Below are 20,110 nucleotides of genomic sequence, written 5' to 3'. Positions count from 1 at the left end.
ATGACAACTTTCAAAAACCTTAGAACAGGAGGTGTGGTCATTCGCGAAGAAGAAACCACCAAATTCCACTTGAAGTTTTTCTTTCTTAGACTCTTTTGATTTCTTGTTCTTCCAATAATGCCTCATTTCTGAGGCGAAGGAAAACCTGTGCGGTGGTCACCACATCCAATTCGCAGTAAGAGATAATTCTATCCAAGTCGTTGTCTTGATAATAAACTTCCCGGACCATACTTCCGTCCATATCTTCCTTAGGTGAAGGAACTCCTAACACATGGGCCATCAATTTTAATGAGGTGTAATGTTTATAGTCCCCAAATTTCCATAGTTCCATGGTGTCCAAGTGTGGCACTTCCCATGGCTTTTTTCCAAAAAGATCTAGTTTGTAAGGAAGGTTTATCCCTTGAATTACCATTCGGCGGGCAATGTAAGGAAAGTCGAATTCCTTGCCATTGTGGGCACAGAGCAGGTGTTTGGCTTGATTGAAATGGTCTTTCAAAAGCTGTTTGAATTGTTTGAGCAATTCCGTTTCCTCTCCATGAAATGAGGTGACCCTAAAATTTCTGGAATCTCCTTTGAGCGTAAAATAGCCTACGGAAATACAAATGATTTTTCCAAATTCTGCCCAAATTCCGGCCCGTTCATAAAATTCTTCGGGAGTGAATTCCTCTTTTCGCTGGTATTGGGTCTTTTGGGCCCATAATTCTTGGGTGTTTTCATCCAATTGCCCAAAATCGGGTTTTTGGGGTACGGTTTCAATATCCAAAAAGAGGATGTGTTCCAGGTTAAGTTTGTATAGCATGGTATAGTATTAAAAAAGAGCCATCTGTTTGGCAGGACTCTCAAGTTCCAAAAGCCATTTTTTGCGGTGCAAACCGCCAGCATATCCGGTGAGGTCGCCATTGCTTCCAATGACCCTATGACAGGGAACAATGATCCAGAGTGGGTTTTTGCCATTGGCAGCGGCTACTGCCCTAATGGCTTTGGGGTCGCCTAAGCGTTTGGAAAGCTCAAGATACGAAATAGTTTTCCCGTAGGGGATCTCTTGTAGCAAACCCCATACTTTTTTTTGAAACGGGGTGCCTTCCGGGTTGAGCGTCAAGTCAAATTTTTGCCGTTTTCCCTCGAAATATTCCCGAAATTGGTATACAGCATCTTCCAGCACTTCTGGAATTATTCCGATAGGTACATTTTCATCCAAAACTCGTGCAGAAACAAGCCCATTTTCATCTCCCTTGAATTCTGATATTCCTATAGGAGTTTGTAAATAACCTACTTCCACTATTCTACTTCATTTATATCTTCAATAAGTCCTAAACGTCTTGCGCGGGATTCCCAGTTCTTTCTGGCCAGTAATTGAAGGTCTTCCACGTTATCACTTTCGTCCATGATTTCCAATCCCAGAAGGGTTTCAATCACATCTTCCTGGGTTACCAGGCCACTTACGGAACCGTATTCATCTACAACCAAGGAAACATGCTCGTTTTGTTCCACAAACTTTTCAAAAAGCTCAGGAATGGGCTTGTTTCTGTTGGTCACCAAAATTTCCCGTTTAATGGTTCCCAGATTTTCTTTCCCTTTTTTATTGATAATGGCCTCGAGCAGTTCGTCCTTTAGGAAAAAGCCCGTGATATTGTCCATACTGTTTTTATAAAGTGGAATCCTGGAAAAGCGCAAAGGTCTATTGGCTTCAAAAAACTCTTGGATTGTGGTGTCCTCTGAGGCTATTTTCATGACAGTTCTTGGCGTCATCACATCTTTGGCCAGGATTTCATCAAATTTCAATAGGTTCTTTATCACCTTGGATTCCGACTCTTGGAAAACCCCTTCCTCATGGGCAATCTCGGTCATGGCTGTAAAATCCTCCCTGCTGAGGACACTTCCATGATGCCCTTTTTTACCAATAAGTCTTGTGAACAGTTGCAAAAGCCACAGGAATCCGGTCCATTTGAGGAGAAATACCATAATCTGCAAGGCTTTGGCCGTAAAATTGGCCAACTGCTTCCAGTATGTGGCACCAATGGTTTTGGGAATAATTTCGGAAGCGACCAAAATAAGGATGGTCATTATGGTGGAAACCACCCCGACCATTAGGTCTTCGGTAAATTCGATACCAAAAATTGTTCTGGTGGTGTTGCCGTATAGTTCAGCGTAGGTAACCTTGGCTTGCACCCCTACCAAAATAGCACCGACAGTGTGGGCTATGGTATTTAAGGTCAAAATGGCAATCAAAGGTTTGTCCACATCCTTTTTAAGGGTTTCCAACTGCGCAGCGTATTCCTTTCCCTCCTGTTTTTTAAGATTGATAAATGTGGGGGAGATGCTAAGCAATACTGCTTCCAAAATGGAGCATAGAAATGAGAAAAAAATGGAAATAAAGGCGTAAAAGAGGAGAAGACCCATGGGATTTATCTAGTTGTACTAAGGTAATAATTCGGATTGAATTCCAACTACATCAATTGGCTAGAGCGGTATAAAAAACATCCTGGAGCGCTGTTCGTATATTAAGACTATAGAGTTTACGATGTGTGCGTGAAGGGTATACCCTGTTGGATAAGAAAATAAATACCAATTGGGTTTCAGGGTCTGCCCAAACAAATGTCCCAGTAAATCCAGCATGTCCAAAGCTTTTTGCGCTAGCCTTTGGGGAAGGGTATGCATCTGCAATTGCCAAGGTATCATTGCCCAATAGTGGTTTGTCAAAGCCCAATCCCCTGCGGTTTTCATTCTCAGGATACTGCACTTTGATAAACTCCTCTGCTGTAGTTTTGGATATAATTTCTTCCCCGTTCAGGGTGACACCAAGATTTTGGTAAAACAACATGATCCTGGCTAAATCCTCTGCCGTTCCAAAAAGCCCGGCATTGCCCGATACTCCACCTAGAAGAGAAGCATTTTCATCATGGACCCAGCCATGTGTCAAATCTTTTCTAAATAGCGTGTCCATTTCTGTGGGAACAATTTTATTGGGATATCCCTTGGTCATGGGATTAAAGCCCAAGGTCTTGCTGCCGATGGGCGCATAAAACGTCTTTCTCAAATAGGATTCGTAAGGTGTACCGGTAAGATTGGAGATCAATTCAGGGTAAATCAAAAAGGTGAGTCCTGAATAGCGGTACTTTTTGTCCGCAGATACTTCAGACCTATTGATCATCCTGTAGATTTTTCTGAGGAACCTGTTTTTAACATAGAGTCCTTCATACACCTGTTTTTGAAACTTTTCGGATGGCTTTGTACGGATAAAACGTCTCTTGATTTTTTCTTTTTTCATCACCTTTTCTAGGAAGATGATGTACGGAACCAAACCTGCTTGATGGCTCAGAATCTGGCGAAGGGTCAAATCTTTTTTGTCTTTGCGTTTTGCCCAAGGTTTCCAATAGGTGCTAAAAGGAGCGTCTAAATCCAACTTTTTCTCATCCACCAACTTCATAAGGGCGGGTAGGGGTCCGGTAATTTTGGTTACTGAAGCAAGATCATATAAATCGTCCAGTCCTACTTTTTGTACACTATCGTAGGTGTGAAAACCGTAGGCTTTGTGAAAAATAACCTTGTTGCCTTTGGCAACTAAAATTTGGGCACCTGGAAATGCCTGTTCTTGGATTCCAAGCTGCATGATGGAATCCACTTGCTGATTAATATATGTTTTATCCATGCCAGCCTCAGTAAGAGGTATGGACTCTAATGAAGTTTGTGCAATACACAAGGGAGCGAATCCCAAAAGGCAGATTAATAATTGGATTGGGTTTTTCATTTTTCTGTTGGATTGGATTGTAAAATTAGGCTAAAACACTAAAGGTTACACCATTGTTATGTGAACTCGCCAATGTTTTACTTTTTTCTTAATTTACTTGTGCTGTTCATCCAATCAAAAATGAAACGAATACGCCTTTTAGTTGTATTGAGTGCCTGCATTGTATTATCCCAAAAAAATGTTTGTGGACAGGATAGTCTTGAAGTATCGAAGTTGGCGAATGCGGAAAAGATTTATCTACAACTGAACAACCTAATCCACTCCGTAGGACAAACATTATGGTTCAAGGGCATTGTAACCCGTAGTGCAGATAATTGCTTAAGCGCAATGAGTCAAGTGCTTTACGTGGAGCTAATTGATTTTGACAAACGTGTTGTTGACAAAAAAAAGCTTAAGCTGATTGATGGTATTGGTCAAGGATCTTTTGAATTAAATCCAAATTATGCTCCTGGGCGGTATTTGGTAAGGGCCTATACCGAATGGAATAAAAATTTCGGCAAGGACTTTGTTTTTTCAGAGTACATCCAAATCACAACAAATGAAATCATCGAGGAATCCAATAAGGCTATAAAGAACATTGTACTCACTGAATTGCAAGGAGACAGTATTCAATTGAGCGCTACCATCCAACCGCGTTTAATTGACCCAAATTTTAGAGGAAAACTAAAATTGTTCATTGAATCAGATGACATAAAAGACTCGGTCATACTGGAAAGAAATAGAAAAAAGATTTATCAACTCAATTATGTCATTCCCAAGAATACTTATCAAGTTAAACTAAAGCTGGCTTTGGAAGGAATTAAATTGAGGAACAACAATATTGCTTTTGTAAATTCCTTTAGCCGAACAATAATAGTGGATGAGGATAAAATTGATTTGCAGTTCTTTCCTGAAGGAGGACAAATCGTTCATGATATTGAAGGGTTGGTGGCATTCAAGGCCATTGATTTTAATGGCAAAGGCGTCCCGGTTTCAGGTATTGTCGTCAACAAAGATGGGGAAGTCATTACCGAATTTAAAAGTAACGATTTGGGAATGGGGACCATCTACCTTAGAGGAAATGTGGATGATCTGTACCATGCCAAGGTAACGATTGCGGACAAGGCATATACCTACCCCTTACCTAAAACGGAGCCACAAGGATATGCACTAAAAGTAGTCTTTACAGGCAAGTATGCAAGAGTGCAGGTAAAATCCAACCTAACAAAGAATGGATCTATCTATCTTAACGTGGAAAGCCGGGGGATTAGATACAGACAATTGAAGCTGGAACATAAAAATCAAGTGTCTAAAATAAGAATACCGAGAGAGATACTTCCTGACGGGATTGTTAAGATAACAGTTTTGGATGCCCAACATATCCCGGTTTGTGAACGTTTAATTTTTAATTCCCTGGACCGTAACCGCTTGACCTTGGATATACAATCCATTCAAAAATCCTATAAACAGCGGGATAAAGTTGTGTTTGATATTGCAAGCTTGGGGAAAGGGAATAAGCCCGAATGGGCAAATACTTCCGTTTTGGTTTTGAACAAGGGAATTGCTGAACAGGAAGCGATCCGCCCAAATATTTTATCTTATTTTTTATTGAACTCAGAACTCAATGGCGTCATCGAGAATCCAAATCACTATTTTGATTCCAAGAATACCACTAGAATGAGAGACCTGAACGTTTTGATGCTTACCCAGGGTTGGCGTTCATACAAATTTCAAAGCTTTGATGAAGCCATTGACTATAAACATAAACCAGAAAAGGGTTTACAGGTTTCCGGCACCATAGCGGAACTTTTAAACGATAGGCGAAAACACAAAAAAGTAGTTGATCTGACCATGATGGCTTTCGGCAACCCCAAACAGGTTTTTACCCATAAGGTGGATAGTCTGGGGACGTTTCAGTTTGCTATTGATGACGCCTACAAAGAAGAACTTCAACTACTATTTCAAACAAAAAAAGAGAACGGAAGAAAAAAGGAATATACCATCTCCCTAAATCAACAGCTGCCTCCCCAGATCAGATATGATGAAAAAAAGGCAGTCCTGACCGCCGACACTCTTGTTGCCAAGCAATATGTTGATAGAACGATTGACCAGCAGGGACAAGAAGCAGAATTTGAGGTTGGGGAAAACACAATAAGGCTCGAAGGGGTGGAACTCACGGACTATAGATTAACTCCTGAACGCCAAAAAATGATGGACTTACATGGCGAGCCGGATCTGGTTATTGAGGACAAAGAACTGCATCAGGAAATAAAAAAATGGTCGCATGGACTTTTTAGTGTACTGCAGTTTAGCTACCCAGATGATATTATGATTAGACAGGTTGGACGTTTAGAGAAACGTTTTCAGTTAGCTACTGCAATTGGGAGTGATTTTTCATTTATTATCATTGATGGAATTCCCGTACAAATTGAAGACTATTCCATAATCGGCTTATTGCCAACGGAAGAGATTATGAGTGTGGAGATTATCAATAACCCAAATTATCCAAGGAAATATGTTTCAGAAGTATTTGGAACCCCTTTGGCGCTGAATTCCTCCGTAAGAGTGTCTTTTATTAACATATATACCTACTCAAAAAAAGGTCTCTTTGGTGTTCGGAGAACAAGAGGGATGAACAAAAAAATCATTCAAGGGTTTTCCCCACTGAAGGAGTTTTATACACCAAAATATGATAATCTGGAACCATCCGATTGGAGCATTCCCGATATGCGACACATAGTGTATTGGAATCCGAGCGTTATACCCGATGATTTAGGAAAGGCCACCGTTGAATACTATAATGGAGATGACATCGGTGATATGCTTGTTGTTTTGGAAACCATATCCAAGGAAGGCAAAATAGGATACGGTCAATTCTCCTATAAGGTCACAGAAAACCTAGAAAAGTAAACGTGCTGCATCCTTCGCAAAATAACTGGCGATTATGTTGGCGCCAGCTCTTTTGATTGCGGTGAGTTGTTCCAACATTACCGCATCATGATCCAACCAACCTTTTTCAGCGGCGGCTTTGACCATCGCGTACTCTCCGGAAACTTGATAAACGGCAACCGGTACATCCACCTCGTTCTTAATTTCCCGGACAATGTCCAAATAGGGTAATCCAGGCTTTACCATTACGATATCAGCTCCCTCATCTACATCCATTTGAGTTTCTCGGATAGCTTCAAACCTATTTGCATAATCCATTTGATAGGTCTTTTTATCCTTCGGCACATCAGCAATATCCACCGGCGCTGAATCCAAAGCATCCCGGAAAGGACCATAATATGCACTAGCATATTTGGCTGAATAGCTCATAATTCCGGTATTATGGAAACCCTCATCTTCCAACGCCTCACGTATCGTCAGAATTCGACCATCCATCATATCGCTGGGAGCCACAAAATCTGCTCCAGCCTGGGCATGGGAGATGCTCATTTCTGCCAGCACTTCGGAGGTTTCATCGTTTAAGATTTCACCTTCGACCACAATACCATCGTGGCCATATGAAGAAAAGGGATCAAGGGCAACATCCGTCATGACCAACATTTGTGGACAAGCGTTTTTGACCGCCTTAATGGATCGCTGCATCAACCCATCTGGATTTAAAGCTTCCTTACCCGTGTTGTCTTTCAATTCATCAGCGACCTTGACAAAAAGCAAAACGGCACAAAAGCCCATTTCCCAAAGTTCCTTCACTTCCTTTTCCAGATAGTCCAAACTCATGCGGTAATAATTGGGCATGGAAGGGATTTCCTCCTTAATACCCTTCCCCTCAACCACAAAAAGGGGAACCAAGAAATCATCCGGGGTAATTGTAGTTTCTCGAACCAATCGTCTAATGGATTCGGAGGCTCGAAGTCTTCTATTTCGAATTAGTGGAAACATATTTGCGTGTATTTAAAGCCCAGGTTTAACAATGGATTCTATTTCATCATAGGGTTTGTGCCCAAACCAATGTTCAAGGATGTTGTATGCTTCATCAAAAAGCACAAAAGTGGGGGTGCCCCGAAATTGGTTTAATGTAAATGTAACAGGGATTATGGGATTGGTAGTCAGATAATCCTTGATTTTGAGATCAAATTGCTGTTGCTCCTCCGTTGATGCTTCTGAATAATTTGGGAAATTATTTCCAATGTAGGAGATGTTTTCTTGGGTAATGAAAGATGCATCACTCAACACATCCATGGCCACGGAAAAATTAATACTTGAAAGTTGAAAATCATTGGGATGGGATTCGGCGGCCTTTTTGGTTTCTCCCACCAGTTTTTTTTCTGTCAACAACAAGCTCGTATTATCCTGGGTATTCAGTTCAAAATCCTCAAACGCGGTACTCAATCCCAAAAAACTTAATTGCTCACCATATGCATTTTGGAGATTGTTAACCGTTGGAAAGCCATAGAAAAAACAACCTGGGCAATTTACTTGAAAAACGAAGAGTAAATTCCGTTTTCCGGGAGCAAATTCACCCTGCAAAAGAGACGAATATTCCAGTCTTAATTTTTTCATGGCCTCTTGTGGCTATATTTCAATCTCGCCAATCAGATACGGTACCGCCTTTCCGGATATTTTTACCCGGTCACCCAAATATTCACAGAGCAAGTCACCGCCTCTCTTTGATAATTGTCTTGCCGTGAGTTTGGTTTTTCCCAAGACTTTGGACCAATAGGGAGTCAATGTGGTGTGCGCTGACCCAGTAACTGGATCTTCAGGAATGCCACATTGAGGAAAAAAGGCTCTTGAAACAAAGTCAACCTTATCTCCTGGCGCGGAAACAATCACTCCTCTGCAATCCAACTGGTCCAACAAATGAAAATTGGGTTTAATGGCCTCAATTTCCTGCTGGGAGTTGTAGATCAAAAGATAGTCCGTTTTTCCTTTTATGGTTTTAATTGGGGTAAGGCCAATGGCATTGTTGATTTCCGAGATTCCCCTTAATGAAGCTGTTTGATCCGTAGGAAAATCCAAGGTCATCAATCCGTTCGCATGTCGCTCCACAGATAAGGCTCCACTTCGTGGTGAGTGGAAATTGATTTCTTTCTCTGGGACTCCGTGATAGTTGAACAGCACATAGGCGGTGGCTAAAGTAGCATGTCCACAAAGATCCACCTCTATCTCTGGAGTGAACCAGCGCAACTCAAAAACATTATTTTTTTGAACTACAAATGCGGTTTCGGCCAAGTTGTTTTCCTCAGCAATTTGTTGCATCAATTGGGAATCCAGCCAAGAATCCAAAATGCAAACCGCAGCTGGATTGCCACCAAAAACATGGTCGGTAAAAGCGTCTATTTGGTATAGGGTAAGTTTCATAAGATAAAGCTAAGCATTAAACCCATGAGATAGGGCTTTTAAGTACTTCCAACAATTTTTCCTCCTTGCTTCCCGGTTCTGGACGATGATCGTATTGCCATTGCACATGGGGTGGAAGGCTCATTAAGATACTTTCTATGCGTCCATTGGTTCGTAGACCGAACAATGTACCCTTGTCATGCACTAGGTTAAATTCAACATAACGCCCCCGTCTGATTTCCTGCCAATCCCTTTGTTCTTGCGTATAAGGCAGGCTCATTCTTTTTGTAACGATTGGTACATAAGCATCGAGAAAGCTGTTCCCAACCTCGGTTACAAAGCTGTACCAATCCTCCATTTGCATGGTATCCGATTTTTTACAGTAATCGAAGAAAAGGCCGCCGACCCCCCTAGCTTCGTTTCTATGCGCATTCCAAAAGTACTCGTCACAGCGCTTTTTATAGTTCGGATAAAATTCTGGATCATGGGACTCACAGGCTTTTTTGCAAACCGAATGAAAATGCTTGGCGTCTTCTTCGAACAGATAGTAGGGCGTTAAATCCTGGCCACCCCCAAACCATTGATCCACTATGTTACCTTGTTTGTCATACATTTCAAAGTAACGCCAGTTGGCATGTACAGTTGGCACCATTGGACTTTTAGGGTGAATGACCAAACTTAAACCACAGGCAAAAAAGTCCGCATCCTGAACTCCAAAATACTGCTGCATGCTTTTGGGAAGTTCCCCATGAACGGCAGAAATGTTTACACCCCCTTTTTCAAATACGTTTCCATTTTCAATCACCCGGGTTCTACCTCCACCACCTTCTGGACGTTTCCAAAGATCTTGTTGAAACTTGGCCTTCCCATCTACCTCTTCCAATTTGGAAGTTATGGTGTCTTGTAATTGCTCTATGTAGGTATAAAATTTATCTTTCATTGTTCTTCTACGATATGGATCAAATTGTTATGTAAGCTGTCAAGGTCTGAATTGGAGTCAATTTTTGTGGAGACTGCTGCCATTTGTTTTAGCATGACCACTATGTGATGTGCGGAATGCGATTCCTGCTCCCGAAAAAGAATCCTTCCCATGGCATTGTTGTGCAAATCCATCTTTTTGGCTAAATCCGAATTTGGAAATGCATGCTCATGCCAGTCCGTTATTTTCTCTGTCCATTTCAATACGCTTAGCTTGTTTTTATTCCACTTATGGCTTTTTTGGGCGATCAAAAAATTCCATAATGCGTGTCTGAATGCATTGGCAGGGCCATTTTTGTGATGCAGTTTGCCGAATTCCCTTGTTGAAATCGCCATGCATTCCCTGGTTGCCGATAGGGTAGGCCAAACCAACAAAGGGTATTTCAAACACAATTTTACAAGAAGCCAAATGCTTTTAAGATCCAATCGTTGCAAAACCTTAAAAGGATTCATGGTGTTGTTTTGGTCTTTAGTTCCCGAATGTCAAATTCAGACGGCATCCTTGCTTACTTCTTGCTATTCTTTATATGTTTTTACCGCATCTATAAAGGCTTGGGCATTCTCCAAAGGAATATGGGGCAGAATACCATGTCCTAAATTCACCACATATCTGTCCTTGCCAAAATCCCTGATCATTTGGGCGACCATTTCCTTGATTTTGGCCGGAGGAGAAAGTAATCGGGCAGGATCAAAGTTTCCTTGTAAAGTGATTTTACCTCCAGTAAGATAGCGGGCATTTTGTGCTGAACATGTCCAATCCACGCCAACTGCTGAAGCACCCGATTGAGCCATTTCCCTTAGGGCGAACCAGCATCCTTTTCCAAAAACAATAACCGGAGCTTCATCTTTCAAAGCATCCACAATCTGCTGGATGTACTTCCAGGAAAATTCCTGATAATCCACAGGAGATAACATTCCGCCCCAAGAATCAAAAACCTGAACAGCGTTTACCCCAGCTTTTACCTTAGCCTTTAAATAGGCAATTGTAGTATCTGTAATTTTCTGAAGCAATTGATGGGCAGCCTCAGGTTGGGTAAAACAGAACCCTCTTGCTTTGTCAAAACTCTTGCTGCCTTGTCCTTCCACGCAATAGCAAAGGATGGTCCACGGTGATCCCGCAAAACCGATCAATGGGATTTCATCGTCCAACTTTTCTTTTGTCATGGTAATGGCCTCCATGACATAGCCCAAAGATTCTTGGATATCCGGGATCACAACCTGATCAACATCTTCCAAAGATCGAATGGGCGAAGGGAGGTAAGGCCCAAAATTAGGTTTCATTTGAACCTCAATGTCCATAGCCTGGGGAATCACCAAGATATCACTAAAAAGAATTGCCGCATCCATTCCGTATCTGCGGATAGGCTGCACGGTTATTTCGGAAGCCAATTCTGGAGTCTGGCATCGGGTAAAAAAGTCGTATTTCTTTCGAAGTTCCATGAACTCTTGCAAATAACGTCCTGCCTGGCGCATCATCCATACTGGAGGTCTGTCCACCGTTTCACCTTTAAGCGCTCTAAGGAACAAATCGTTTTTAATCATGCTGTTTTTAGTTTATTTATGGCCTGCACCAATACGTTCTCAACGGTAGGTTTGTTGGCGATGATCAGTTTTTTTGAATATTTCTTGGCTTCCTGGGCTGTGGTATGTCCAATGCAAAAAAGCCAACTGTCTTTAATGCTATTTTCCAACAGAAAACTTTTTATACCACTTGGACTAAAAAAAAGAAGACCTTCAAAGGAGCGGTTAAACTTTTTTGGAACCAATTCCGTTTGATAAACCTCAATTTCATCATACCGAATGTTATTTTCTGATAAAATGTTGGGCAATTCTTCCCTTCTCCGATTTCCACAGATAAACAAAAAATGCTCTTTTGGACGCTGTTTTTGTATAAAATGGGCCAATTCTGAAGCATTTTCGGCCATTTTCACCACATTTAGATAGTTTTTCTCCAAAAGCAATTTAGTTTTTTCGCCCACACAAAACACGCTATAATTTGAAACTTGGAGTTGCGGGGTTTGATCAAGAAATGCCCTTACCGCATTCTTGCTGGTAAAAATTAGGTGAGTGATGTGTTGTGGAATATCAACTTCCAAAAAATTAAACTTTAGCGCGTTGTATTCTACCAGACCAATACCGGAGTTAAGGAACAATTCTTTTTGGGAATGTGATAGAACCTTAGTGGAGAGCACTGTTTTCATTTCGTATCTCTTCCATTAATTTATCTCCTCCCTTTTGAAGGATTTCCTTGGCGCATTTTTGTCCCAGTTCTTTGGCAGAGGCCAAGGAAACGGTCTTTTCTATTTGGAGTTTTTGACGTCCATCCAAAGAAAAGAGGACTCCTTTAAACTGAACATTTTCATTTTCCATATGGGCCAGCGCACCTATGGGTGCTGTGCAACCCCCTTCCAAAGTGCGAAGGAAGTCCCTTTCTATTCGGGTTGCCAACTCAGAATTGGAATGATTCAGTTTTTGGAGGGCTTCTCTTGAAAACTCGTCATTATCCATGGCAACCACCAACATGGCACCTTGCGCGGGCGCCGGAACCATCCAATCCAAATGTAGTACGTCCTTAGGTAACAACTTGATTCGTTCCAAACCGGCTTTGGCAAAAATGGCCCCTTGCCAATCGTTTTCTATGAGCTTGATAAGTCTCGTATTTACATTGCCCCTAAGATCTACAACGTTATGATTTGGATATTTGTTGAGCCATTGCGCCTTTCTTCGCAAACTCCCTGTGGCAATGGTTGCTGGAACTTCGTTATTCAAAAAATCCAACCCTTTGTGAACCAAAATATCTTCGGTAACAGCCCTTTCCAGAACGGCCGCTTGAACGATTCCTTTTGGGAGTTGTGTTGGAACGTCTTTCATGGAATGAACGGCAATATCTATCTGGCCTTTAAGCATGGCCACATCCAGCGTTTTCGTAAAAATTCCGGTAATGCCTAGTTCATAAAGAGGTTTGTCTAAAACTTGATCACCAGTGGATTTTATAGGAATCAGGGTGCTGTCATATCCCAAATCACCTAATTGATTTTGGACGGTTGTAGCTTGCCATAGCGCCAACTCACTATCACGAGTACCAATTCTTATGATTTTGCTCATTTCGAATCGATTTCTAATTGGAACACCTTTTGGATAAGTTCCAAACTATCGGCGGTATCTACCTCAGCACTCTTTAAATGGTTGGCAAATTGTTTGGTGATTTTTTGGATGATACGCTCGGATAAAATTTCTGCTTGATCCTGGTTAAAATCGGAAATTTTCTTGGAATGGAAATCGATTTCCTCCGCTTTCATGGTGTTCAGTTTTTCTTTGAGCGCATTGATGACCGGAGCAAATTTTCGCGTTTCCAACCATTTGATAAATTCCTTTTTTACCTCTTCAATAATGTTTTCAGCTTTTGGAATAAACGCTTTTCTTTTGGTCAAGGTATCATCTGTAATTCTAGAAAGTTGATCTAGGTGTACCAAGGTAACATTGTCTAATTCCCGAACATCGTCCGAAACATTTTTTGGAACGGAAAGATCCAGGATCAACAAGGGTTTTTTGGAATAAATGAGCGCCTTGGAAACTGTAGGTAGTTGGGCACCGGTGGCTACTACTAGTATATCGGCCTTTCTAATTTCTGTCTGAAGATCACCATAATCCTTGACCGTTAAATGAAATTTCCCAGCAATATCCTCCGCTTTTGCCCTCGTTCGATTGATTAGGGTAATATGGGAATTATTGGAATGCTTGATGAGATTTTCACAAGTGTTGCGGCCTATTTTTCCGGTTCCGAATAATAGAATATTCTTGTTTTCAATATCTGAAACGTGGTTTAGAATATACTTTACCGAGGCAAAGGCCACAGATGTGGCACCGGAAGAAAGTTCGGTTTCATTTTTGATCCGTTTGCTAGCCTGAATCACGGCGTTGCAAAGTCGCTCTATAAATGGATTGGCCATTTCGTGCTTTTTGGCACGGTAAAAGCCCTGTTTGATCTGACTGATGATTTCAAAGTCGCCCAAAATTTGACTGTCCAGTCCAGTACCTACTTTGAACATGTGCGATATGGCATCATGGTTTTTGAATACATAGGCCACCTCCTGAAACTCTTCCACACTTCCTGGCGTTTCATCACAAAGTGCTTTTATAAGTTGAAAAGGATGTTGGGCAAAGCCGTAAAGCTCGGTGCGGTTACAAGTAGAAATGACTAAGAGTCCATCCACACCCTGTTCTTTGGCCTGAACCATAATACGGTCAATGGCAGGGACATCCAAACTGAACTTTCCCCTGACTTCGGCATCCGCTTTTTTATAGCTTAAGCCAATGGCATAAAAAGAATTATGTCTTGAAATGTGGTAACTCCTCATAAAGGATATTAAAACGCTAACAAAAGTAAGCGCAGTATTTTACAAAAAATAACGCTAGCGGTACTATAAATATCAGACAAGAGTCCATAAAGTATTCTTTTGGCGATAATTTCCCAAAAACACTGATTTTATTGGTAAATTTGATAGTTAATCTTTCAATTTAGAGCCATTCTAAATAGAATGAAATTAAAAAACAAAGCTATTGTTTATATGGAAAATGTCGCCAAAGGGTCATATCAGGAAATTTTGATTGAAGAAGGGTTTTATGTCCTTAAGATTCAGAACGATACAGATCAAACCAGATTTGTAGAACGAGAGATTGACAGCTCATTTATCCAGTTTCACTTTTGTTTAAAGGGAGGTGGAAAATTCAATTTTAATCAGGGAAATTATCAATTGGAAGTATCGGAAGAAAATTCACTTCTACTCTATAACACCCAAAAGGATTTGCCTTTGAATCTTAGTGTGTTTCCTGATACATGGTTGTTATCGGTGGTCATGACTATCAGAAAATTCCATTCGCTATTCTCCAGTGAGGCAAGTTATATTCCTTTCTTGAGCGATGAAAACAAAGAGAAAAAATACTATTCCCAAGAGGTGGTTACTCCAGCCATGGCCGTGGTTCTAAGTCAGTTGATGAACTATAACCTGCATCCTTCCATCAAGACGTTGTATGTAAAGGGAAAGATTTATGAACTGATGTCCTTGTATTTCAACAAAACCCAAGATGCCGATTTGGAGCAATGCCCCTTTTTGGCTGATGAAGACAACGTGAAGCGGTTAAAACTGGCCAAGGAAATTATAATATCCAGAATGGCTGAGCCTCCTACCTTGGCCGAACTTTCGCAGGAAATAGGTCTGAGCTTAAAAAAACTTAAGGAAGGCTTCAAGCAGATTTATGGCGACTCGGTGTATGGATTTTTGTTTGATTACAAGATGGAATATGCTCGAAAAATGTTGGAGGCTGGCGGGCACAACGTGAATGAGGTGGGTTTAAAAGTCGGGTATAGTACAGCCAGTCATTTTATAGCATCATTTAAAAAGAAGTATGGGACAACACCCAAAAAATATTTAACTTCAAGCACTTAAACAATCAACATGAAATCCTACAAGTTGTTCCTTTTGGCCCTCGCTATGGCCATAGGGGTAAATGCCCAAGACCAAACAGAATCGGAAAAGTCAGCGCAAACCAAAATTCCGGAGCTGGTTTTAATATTCAGTAAAACTGAGGGCTATCGGCATAAGTCTATAGAAAAAGGTGTACAGACCTTAAAGGAATTGGGAAGAGCCAACGGTTTTATCGTATTACAGACGGAAACTTCAGCGGACTTCAATGGGGCAAACCTGAAAAACTACAAGCTTGTTATTTTCCTGAGCACTACTATGGATGTCCTCAACGATCAAGAGCAAGATGCATTCAAAGCATATATCAATGGCGGGGGTAATTATATGGGAATCCATGCGGCAACCGATACCGAATACGACTGGCCTTGGTACGGAAAATTGGCTGGGGCCTATTTTGAAAATCACCCGCAACAGCAAAAGGCCAGAATTGAAGTGGTGGACAGAAACCATCCGTCCACGGAGCACCTAAAGGAAGAGTGGTTTCATTTTGACGAGTGGTACAACTTCATGAATCTGAATCCCGATGTCCATGTGCTGATGAAACTGGATGAATCCAGCTATGATGGCGGAACCAATGGCGATAACCATCCCATAGCTTGGTATCATGAATATGATGGTGGCCGGGCATTTTACACCGGATTGGGACATACAGAGGCTGCCTTTGAGGATACCGATTTCAAACAGCATCTGCTGGGTGGGATCGAATGGTGTTTAGGGCGAAAGTAAGCTTGGCCTCACAACAATAATCCCAATATTGCTTTTTATTTTTTTTAGGTAATCCACCAGAGGTTCTTGTGTTATTCTCACCGAACCTGAGCTGGAAGCATGAAGTAAATGGATTCTGCCATTCTGCTCGATGGCAAATCCGGTATGGGTAACATCCAACCCTTTAATGGATGTAGCCAGAGCGATGATATCTCCAGAGTGGATGTTATCCTTGTTGTTTTCAATTTCATCTTGGGCTAAAATGCAAAGACTTTCGTGGGCTAATTCTTTTTCCACCTGCAGCATATCCTGATAGTTTTGATCATCAGCCAAAAAAGGATAAAGTTCTCGATGGGTACCCATAAAGTTGATGGCTTTTTTGTGCTCTTTGCCACCTAGGTCGTTTGTGATATCCATGACCAATCCCTTCTGCTCATTGTTTCTAATCCATTCTGTAAAATAGTGTAAGCGAGATGGATACCCATTCAATTCACCATTTCTATACCGAATGGTCTCTAGGTTTTTGGCAAAATTTTCAAACTGCTGTTCATCTTTTTGAAGCAAGAGGCTAAAGGCTAAAACATTCTCCACATAGGTTGTGCAATCAAAGCCCCTAAGGTTAATCACCAAGGACTCGGTTTCTCCAATTTCGAGGGTTTTTTCAACATAAGGCATTCCCAAAAATGAATTGCCCACCGCCATGATCGGATTTTCCAGTACAACATTGTCCATTTGTTCCAGCTGATCCATCTTTATGGAAAAGGCAACTGAATCGTTGGGGGAACAAACAATTTGAGCCTGGAGGGTACCAGTTGTTAAAAGAACAAGCGCCAAAGGAAATAGGAGTATCCGGTTCATCTTTAATATTTACGCTCTAAATTAATATTATCTATAGAGTTATAGGAAACAAATTCACGGAATCAAATAGTAGATCAATCCCAAATAGTATTTTTGCCATGCTATAGAATAAGCCGCTATGAAAGGAGTACTACTTGTCAACTTAGGTTCACCGGACAGTCCAACTGCTAAAGATGTAAAACCCTATTTGGATGAATTCCTTATGGATGAGCGGGTCATAGATACCCCAAAGTGGTTGCGCAACATCATTGTAAGGGGAATAATATTGCAGACACGACCCAAAAAATCAGCCGAGGCCTATTCCAAAATCTGGTGGGAGGAAGGCTCTCCCTTGATTGTCATTTCTGAACGATTTGCACAAAAAGTACAGGAACAAACTCAAATGCCTGTGGCCCTAGGGATGCGATATGGCTCCATGACCATAAAAAAGGGACTGCAAGAATTAAAGGATAAGGGTGTGGACGAGGTTTTGTTGGTACCGCTATATCCGCAATATGCGATGAGCTCTTTTGAGACTGTGGTGGTCAAGGCTATGGAAGTGCAGAGCCAAGATTTTCCTGAAATGAAAGTCACCACCTTACCAGCGTTCTACGGCAATCAAGATTACATTGAGGTACTTTCAAAAAGTATAGCCAAAGGACTTCAGGGATTTGAATATGACCACATTTTGTTTTCCTATCACGGAATTCCAGAACGGCATATTAGAAAGTCGGATCCCACAAAATTCCATTGCAAGATTGACCAAAGTTGTTGTTCCACCAATTCGGTGGCCCACCATACCTGTTATAGACACCAGTGCTTTGCAACAACTGAGAAAGTAAAAGCTATTTTGGGATTGGAAGCCACAAAAACGAGCATTTCGTTTCAATCCAGACTACCCAATGATCCTTGGTTAAAACCCTTCACCGATTTTGAGTTTGAACGCTTGGCAAAAGAAGGAAAAACCAAGTTGGCGGTGATTACTCCGGCTTTTGTTGCCGACTGTTTGGAGACATTGGAGGAGATTGCTATGGAAGGAAAACACCAGTTTTTGGAAGCTGGAGGGGAATCCTATATCCATATTCCCTGTTTAAATGAAAATGAGGATTGGGTATCTCTAATGGCCAAATGGGTTAATACATGGGAGAGTGAGGAAACTCTTCCAATATAAACTAATTGTCAGGTCGAGCGCAGTCGAGACCTCTTAAATAAACGGTCCCTATCTCGGTTGCCTGCCTGTCGGCAGACCCGGCGCTCGATAGAACATTAATTTATGTCCAAAGTCTCCTCAGATCAATTGGGAACAGAACCCATTGGCAAATTGCTGATCAAGCAAGCCGTTCCTGCTTCCATTGGTATCTTGGTGATGTCCCTCAATGTATTGGTCGATTCCATTTTTGTGGGAAATTGGATTGGTTCCATCGCCATTGCTGCCATCAACGTGGTGCTCCCGGTCTCTTTTTTTATTGCTGCATTGGGAATGGCCATTGGGGTGGGGGGTTCCAGTATTATTTCCCGGGCACTGGGCTCCGGAGATAAACAAAAGGCCCTCAAAACTTTTGGAAATCAGATTGCGCTTACGCTTTTGCTGACCATAGGCATGGTTGCTTTGGGACTCTATTTTGTAGATGATCTTATTCCGGCCTTTGGGGGTAAAGGGAGCATTTTTCCACTGGCCAAAGTATACTACACCATTGTACTTTACGGGGTTCCTTTTTTAGCCCTTTGTATGATGGGAAACACGGTAATCCGAGCTGAGGGCAAACCCAAGTTTGCCATGATTGCCATGATCATTCCTTCCGTGGGGAACTTGCTCATGGATTATATTTTTATCTACGTGTTTGATTGGGGAATGCATGGAGCCGCTTGGGCCACTACGGCCGGATATCTCTTTTGCTTCGCTTACATCCTGTACTTTTTTCTGTCCAAGAACTCCGAATTAAAGATTGGGCTCTCCCATTTTTGGCTCAACCTCCCCATTTTATCCGAGATGGGGTCTTTGGGATTTGTCACTTTGGCCAGACAGGCCGTAACCAGTATCACCTACCTGCTAATGAACAATATTTTGTTCAACTTGGGTGGAGAAGCCATGGTGGCAGTATATGCCATCATTGGTCGCATGTTGATGTTTGCCTTTTTTCCCGTTTTTGGAGTTACCCAAGGATTTTTGCCCATTGCTGGATTCAATTACGGAGCCCTTAAGTACGATCGCGTCAAGGAATCCATCTATACGGCCATTAAATATGCCGCTTTGGTTGCTACCCTAGTTTTCGTTGGACTTATGGTTTTCCCCGATTTCATTACTGGCTTGTTTTTAAGCAATAAGGAGAATTTACCTCCGGAAGAAATTATGACCAATGCCTTTGTAATGGATCATGCCCCCAACGCCATGCGGATGGTTTTTGCCGCCACTCCGATTATTGCTTTGCAGTTGATAGGAGCGGCCTATTTCCAAGCGGTGGGCAAGGCCATTCCAGCCTTGTTACTAACTTTGACTCGTCAAGGGTTCTTTTTTATCCCCTTGATTCTGCTATTGCCACATTTTATGGGCGAACTTGGGGTTTGGCTCTCCTTTCCCATTGCGGATGTATTGGCAACCGTAGTAACAGGCTATTACCTAAGGAAGGAAATCAAGACAAAACTAACTGTGGCCTAGCTTTATTACTCTGGCAATAAGGTAGCCGCTTTACTGATGATTTTCCATTCCCCTTGAAGCTTTTTTAAAAGAAAGATGTCGATGAAGGTCATTTTTCTGGAAGGGATTTCGATGGAGGCTTTGGCCAAGGCGATATTATGGGATTGATCTATGGATAGAATTTTTCCCACTCGGCCGTTAAATTTTCCATGCTCTCTATTTTTGAATAGATCTGCGTACTCTTGGGGAGATAAAACCCACAATTCTTGATCTTTTTTCGATAGAAACAAATCCGCTTCAGGATAAAAGGCTGAGGTAATCTGTTCCAGATTGCTATAGGAAGATCCGTCCAGGTAATTTTGAAGGGTGGCACGGATAGCGGTCTCTTCGTCTTGGGCGTTCACGGAAAGGAATGCGAATAGGGCAATGGTAAATAAAAGTGTTTTGTGCATGCTA

General features: G+C 41.7%; 20 protein-coding genes. 5 read left to right on the top strand and 15 right to left on the bottom strand.

Annotated elements, in window-relative coordinates; all coding sequences use genetic code 11:
* Nucleotides 1–85 precede the first annotated feature (85 nt).
* Genes FGG15_RS12180 through FGG15_RS12165 form a run of 4 tightly spaced genes read right to left on the bottom strand, consistent with a single transcriptional unit; the run spans nucleotide 86 to nucleotide 3,748 of the window.
* Nucleotides 86–799, bottom strand: coding sequence for a 3'-5' exonuclease (locus FGG15_RS12180; protein ID WP_138836597.1), 714 nt, complete (start codon nucleotides 797–799; stop codon nucleotides 86–88).
* A 9-nt stretch (nucleotides 800–808) separates the two neighbouring features.
* Nucleotides 809–1,279 carry a methylated-DNA--[protein]-cysteine S-methyltransferase gene (locus tag FGG15_RS12175; RefSeq protein WP_138836595.1) on the bottom strand — a complete coding sequence of 157 codons (471 nt, stop codon included), beginning with the start codon at nucleotides 1,277–1,279 and terminating at the stop codon, nucleotides 809–811.
* Nucleotides 1,279–2,400 carry a CNNM domain-containing protein gene (locus tag FGG15_RS12170; protein WP_138836592.1) on the bottom strand — a complete coding sequence of 374 codons (1,122 nt, stop codon included), beginning with the start codon at nucleotides 2,398–2,400 and terminating at the stop codon, nucleotides 1,279–1,281. The genes FGG15_RS12175 and FGG15_RS12170 overlap by 1 nt, the downstream gene beginning before the upstream one ends.
* 52 nt (nucleotides 2,401–2,452) lie before the next feature.
* Entirely contained in the window at nucleotides 2,453–3,748 is a 1,296-nt protein-coding gene (locus FGG15_RS12165; RefSeq protein WP_138836590.1) for a serine hydrolase domain-containing protein, read from the bottom strand.
* A 120-nt stretch (nucleotides 3,749–3,868) separates the two neighbouring features.
* Between FGG15_RS12165 and FGG15_RS12160 the strand changes: the two genes are divergently transcribed.
* Nucleotides 3,869–6,637 carry a hypothetical protein gene (locus FGG15_RS12160; protein ID WP_138836588.1) on the top strand — a complete coding sequence of 923 codons (2,769 nt, stop codon included), beginning with the start codon at nucleotides 3,869–3,871 and terminating at the stop codon, nucleotides 6,635–6,637.
* Here the strand turns inward: FGG15_RS12160 and hemB are convergent.
* From hemB to hemA, 9 genes are all read right to left on the bottom strand, one after another.
* Entirely contained in the window at nucleotides 6,626–7,615 is a 990-nt protein-coding gene (gene hemB / locus FGG15_RS12155) for a porphobilinogen synthase (RefSeq protein WP_138836586.1), read from the bottom strand. The two genes, FGG15_RS12160 and hemB, sit on opposite strands and share 12 nt — an antisense overlap.
* A gap of 12 nt (nucleotides 7,616–7,627) precedes the next feature.
* Entirely contained in the window at nucleotides 7,628–8,236 is a 609-nt protein-coding gene (locus tag FGG15_RS12150; RefSeq protein ID WP_138836584.1) for a hypothetical protein, read from the bottom strand.
* A gap of 12 nt (nucleotides 8,237–8,248) precedes the next feature.
* Nucleotides 8,249–9,037: a PhzF family phenazine biosynthesis protein gene (locus FGG15_RS12145; protein ID WP_138836582.1), complete on the bottom strand. Its 789-nt coding sequence runs from the start codon at nucleotides 9,035–9,037 to the stop codon at nucleotides 8,249–8,251.
* Nucleotides 9,038–9,053: 16 nt separating this feature from the next.
* Nucleotides 9,054–9,956 carry an oxygen-dependent coproporphyrinogen oxidase gene (hemF, locus tag FGG15_RS12140; protein WP_138836580.1) on the bottom strand — a complete coding sequence of 301 codons (903 nt, stop codon included), beginning with the start codon at nucleotides 9,954–9,956 and terminating at the stop codon, nucleotides 9,054–9,056.
* A complete protein-coding gene (locus FGG15_RS12135) occupies nucleotides 9,953–10,447 on the bottom strand; it encodes a DUF6973 domain-containing protein (protein ID WP_417936043.1) in 495 nt (164 codons plus the stop codon). Before FGG15_RS12135 ends, hemF begins: the two co-directional genes overlap by 4 nt.
* A 63-nt stretch (nucleotides 10,448–10,510) precedes the next feature.
* Nucleotides 10,511–11,536 carry a uroporphyrinogen decarboxylase gene (gene hemE / locus FGG15_RS12130; protein ID WP_138836576.1) on the bottom strand — a complete coding sequence of 342 codons (1,026 nt, stop codon included), beginning with the start codon at nucleotides 11,534–11,536 and terminating at the stop codon, nucleotides 10,511–10,513.
* Complete coding sequence (locus tag FGG15_RS12125; RefSeq protein ID WP_138836573.1) at nucleotides 11,533–12,195, bottom strand: uroporphyrinogen-III synthase; 663 nt, start codon at nucleotides 12,193–12,195, stop codon at nucleotides 11,533–11,535. The genes hemE and FGG15_RS12125 overlap by 4 nt, the downstream gene beginning before the upstream one ends.
* On the bottom strand, nucleotides 12,173–13,099 hold the full coding sequence (hemC, locus tag FGG15_RS12120; RefSeq protein WP_138836571.1) for a hydroxymethylbilane synthase: 927 nt from the start codon (nucleotides 13,097–13,099) through the stop codon (nucleotides 12,173–12,175). Before hemC ends, FGG15_RS12125 begins: the two co-directional genes overlap by 23 nt.
* Nucleotides 13,096–14,352 (bottom strand): glutamyl-tRNA reductase, encoded by a 1,257-nt coding sequence (hemA, locus tag FGG15_RS12115; protein ID WP_138836569.1) that lies wholly within the window; start codon nucleotides 14,350–14,352, stop codon nucleotides 13,096–13,098. The genes hemC and hemA overlap by 4 nt, the downstream gene beginning before the upstream one ends.
* 180 nt (nucleotides 14,353–14,532) lie before the next feature.
* Between hemA and FGG15_RS12110 the strand changes: the two genes are divergently transcribed.
* Together FGG15_RS12110 and FGG15_RS12105 are read left to right on the top strand one after the other, a co-directional pair.
* Nucleotides 14,533–15,441, top strand: a complete 909-nt coding sequence (locus FGG15_RS12110; protein WP_138836567.1) for an AraC family transcriptional regulator — start codon at nucleotides 14,533–14,535, stop codon at nucleotides 15,439–15,441.
* A gap of 9 nt (nucleotides 15,442–15,450) precedes the next feature.
* Nucleotides 15,451–16,203, top strand: a complete 753-nt coding sequence (locus FGG15_RS12105) for a ThuA domain-containing protein (protein ID WP_202619553.1) — start codon at nucleotides 15,451–15,453, stop codon at nucleotides 16,201–16,203.
* On the opposite strand, the gene FGG15_RS12100 is transcribed toward FGG15_RS12105, so the two are convergent.
* A complete protein-coding gene (locus FGG15_RS12100) occupies nucleotides 16,189–17,040 on the bottom strand; it encodes an N-acetylmuramoyl-L-alanine amidase-like domain-containing protein (RefSeq protein ID WP_138836565.1) in 852 nt (283 codons plus the stop codon). The genes FGG15_RS12105 and FGG15_RS12100 overlap by 15 nt on opposite strands.
* 118 nt (nucleotides 17,041–17,158) lie before the next feature.
* Between FGG15_RS12100 and hemH the strand changes: the two genes are divergently transcribed.
* A complete protein-coding gene (gene hemH, locus FGG15_RS12095) occupies nucleotides 17,159–18,190 on the top strand; it encodes a ferrochelatase (RefSeq protein WP_138836563.1) in 1,032 nt (343 codons plus the stop codon).
* Between the two features lie 102 nt (nucleotides 18,191–18,292).
* Nucleotides 18,293–19,675, top strand: coding sequence for an MATE family efflux transporter (locus FGG15_RS12090; RefSeq protein ID WP_138836562.1), 1,383 nt, complete (start codon nucleotides 18,293–18,295; stop codon nucleotides 19,673–19,675).
* A 5-nt stretch (nucleotides 19,676–19,680) separates the two neighbouring features.
* On the opposite strand, the gene FGG15_RS12085 is transcribed toward FGG15_RS12090, so the two are convergent.
* Nucleotides 19,681–20,106: a nuclear transport factor 2 family protein gene (locus FGG15_RS12085; protein ID WP_138836560.1), complete on the bottom strand. Its 426-nt coding sequence runs from the start codon at nucleotides 20,104–20,106 to the stop codon at nucleotides 19,681–19,683.
* Between the last annotated feature and the right edge of the window lie 4 nt (nucleotides 20,107–20,110).

This window comes from Flagellimonas algicola, assembly GCF_005937185.1.
GTDB lineage: Bacteria > Bacteroidota > Bacteroidia > Flavobacteriales > Flavobacteriaceae > Flagellimonas > Flagellimonas algicola.
This window is presented reverse-complemented; position numbering and strand designations above follow the sequence as displayed.

Coding starts and splice junctions, on each gene's coding strand:
- FGG15_RS12180 (WP_138836597.1), bottom strand. CDS start 799: ATGCTATACAAACTTAACCTGGAACACATCCTCTTTTTGGATATTGAA.
- FGG15_RS12170 (WP_138836592.1), bottom strand. CDS start 2,400: ATGGGTCTTCTCCTCTTTTACGCCTTTATTTCCATTTTTTTCTCATTT.
- FGG15_RS12165 (WP_138836590.1), bottom strand. CDS start 3,748: ATGAAAAACCCAATCCAATTATTAATCTGCCTTTTGGGATTCGCTCCC.
- FGG15_RS12160 (WP_138836588.1), top strand. CDS start 3,869: ATGAAACGAATACGCCTTTTAGTTGTATTGAGTGCCTGCATTGTATTA.
- hemB (WP_138836586.1), bottom strand. CDS start 7,615: ATGTTTCCACTAATTCGAAATAGAAGACTTCGAGCCTCCGAATCCATT.
- FGG15_RS12150 (WP_138836584.1), bottom strand. CDS start 8,236: ATGAAAAAATTAAGACTGGAATATTCGTCTCTTTTGCAGGGTGAATTT.
- FGG15_RS12145 (WP_138836582.1), bottom strand. CDS start 9,037: ATGAAACTTACCCTATACCAAATAGACGCTTTTACCGACCATGTTTTT.
- hemF (WP_138836580.1), bottom strand. CDS start 9,956: ATGAAAGATAAATTTTATACCTACATAGAGCAATTACAAGACACCATA.
- FGG15_RS12135 (WP_417936043.1), bottom strand. CDS start 10,447: ATGAATCCTTTTAAGGTTTTGCAACGATTGGATCTTAAAAGCATTTGG.
- hemE (WP_138836576.1), bottom strand. CDS start 11,536: ATGATTAAAAACGATTTGTTCCTTAGAGCGCTTAAAGGTGAAACGGTG.
- FGG15_RS12125 (WP_138836573.1), bottom strand. CDS start 12,195: ATGAAAACAGTGCTCTCCACTAAGGTTCTATCACATTCCCAAAAAGAA.
- hemC (WP_138836571.1), bottom strand. CDS start 13,099: ATGAGCAAAATCATAAGAATTGGTACTCGTGATAGTGAGTTGGCGCTA.
- hemA (WP_138836569.1), bottom strand. CDS start 14,352: ATGAGGAGTTACCACATTTCAAGACATAATTCTTTTTATGCCATTGGC.
- FGG15_RS12110 (WP_138836567.1), top strand. CDS start 14,533: ATGAAATTAAAAAACAAAGCTATTGTTTATATGGAAAATGTCGCCAAA.
- FGG15_RS12105 (WP_202619553.1), top strand. CDS start 15,451: ATGAAATCCTACAAGTTGTTCCTTTTGGCCCTCGCTATGGCCATAGGG.
- FGG15_RS12100 (WP_138836565.1), bottom strand. CDS start 17,040: ATGAACCGGATACTCCTATTTCCTTTGGCGCTTGTTCTTTTAACAACT.
- hemH (WP_138836563.1), top strand. CDS start 17,159: ATGAAAGGAGTACTACTTGTCAACTTAGGTTCACCGGACAGTCCAACT.
- FGG15_RS12090 (WP_138836562.1), top strand. CDS start 18,293: ATGTCCAAAGTCTCCTCAGATCAATTGGGAACAGAACCCATTGGCAAA.
- FGG15_RS12085 (WP_138836560.1), bottom strand. CDS start 20,106: ATGCACAAAACACTTTTATTTACCATTGCCCTATTCGCATTCCTTTCC.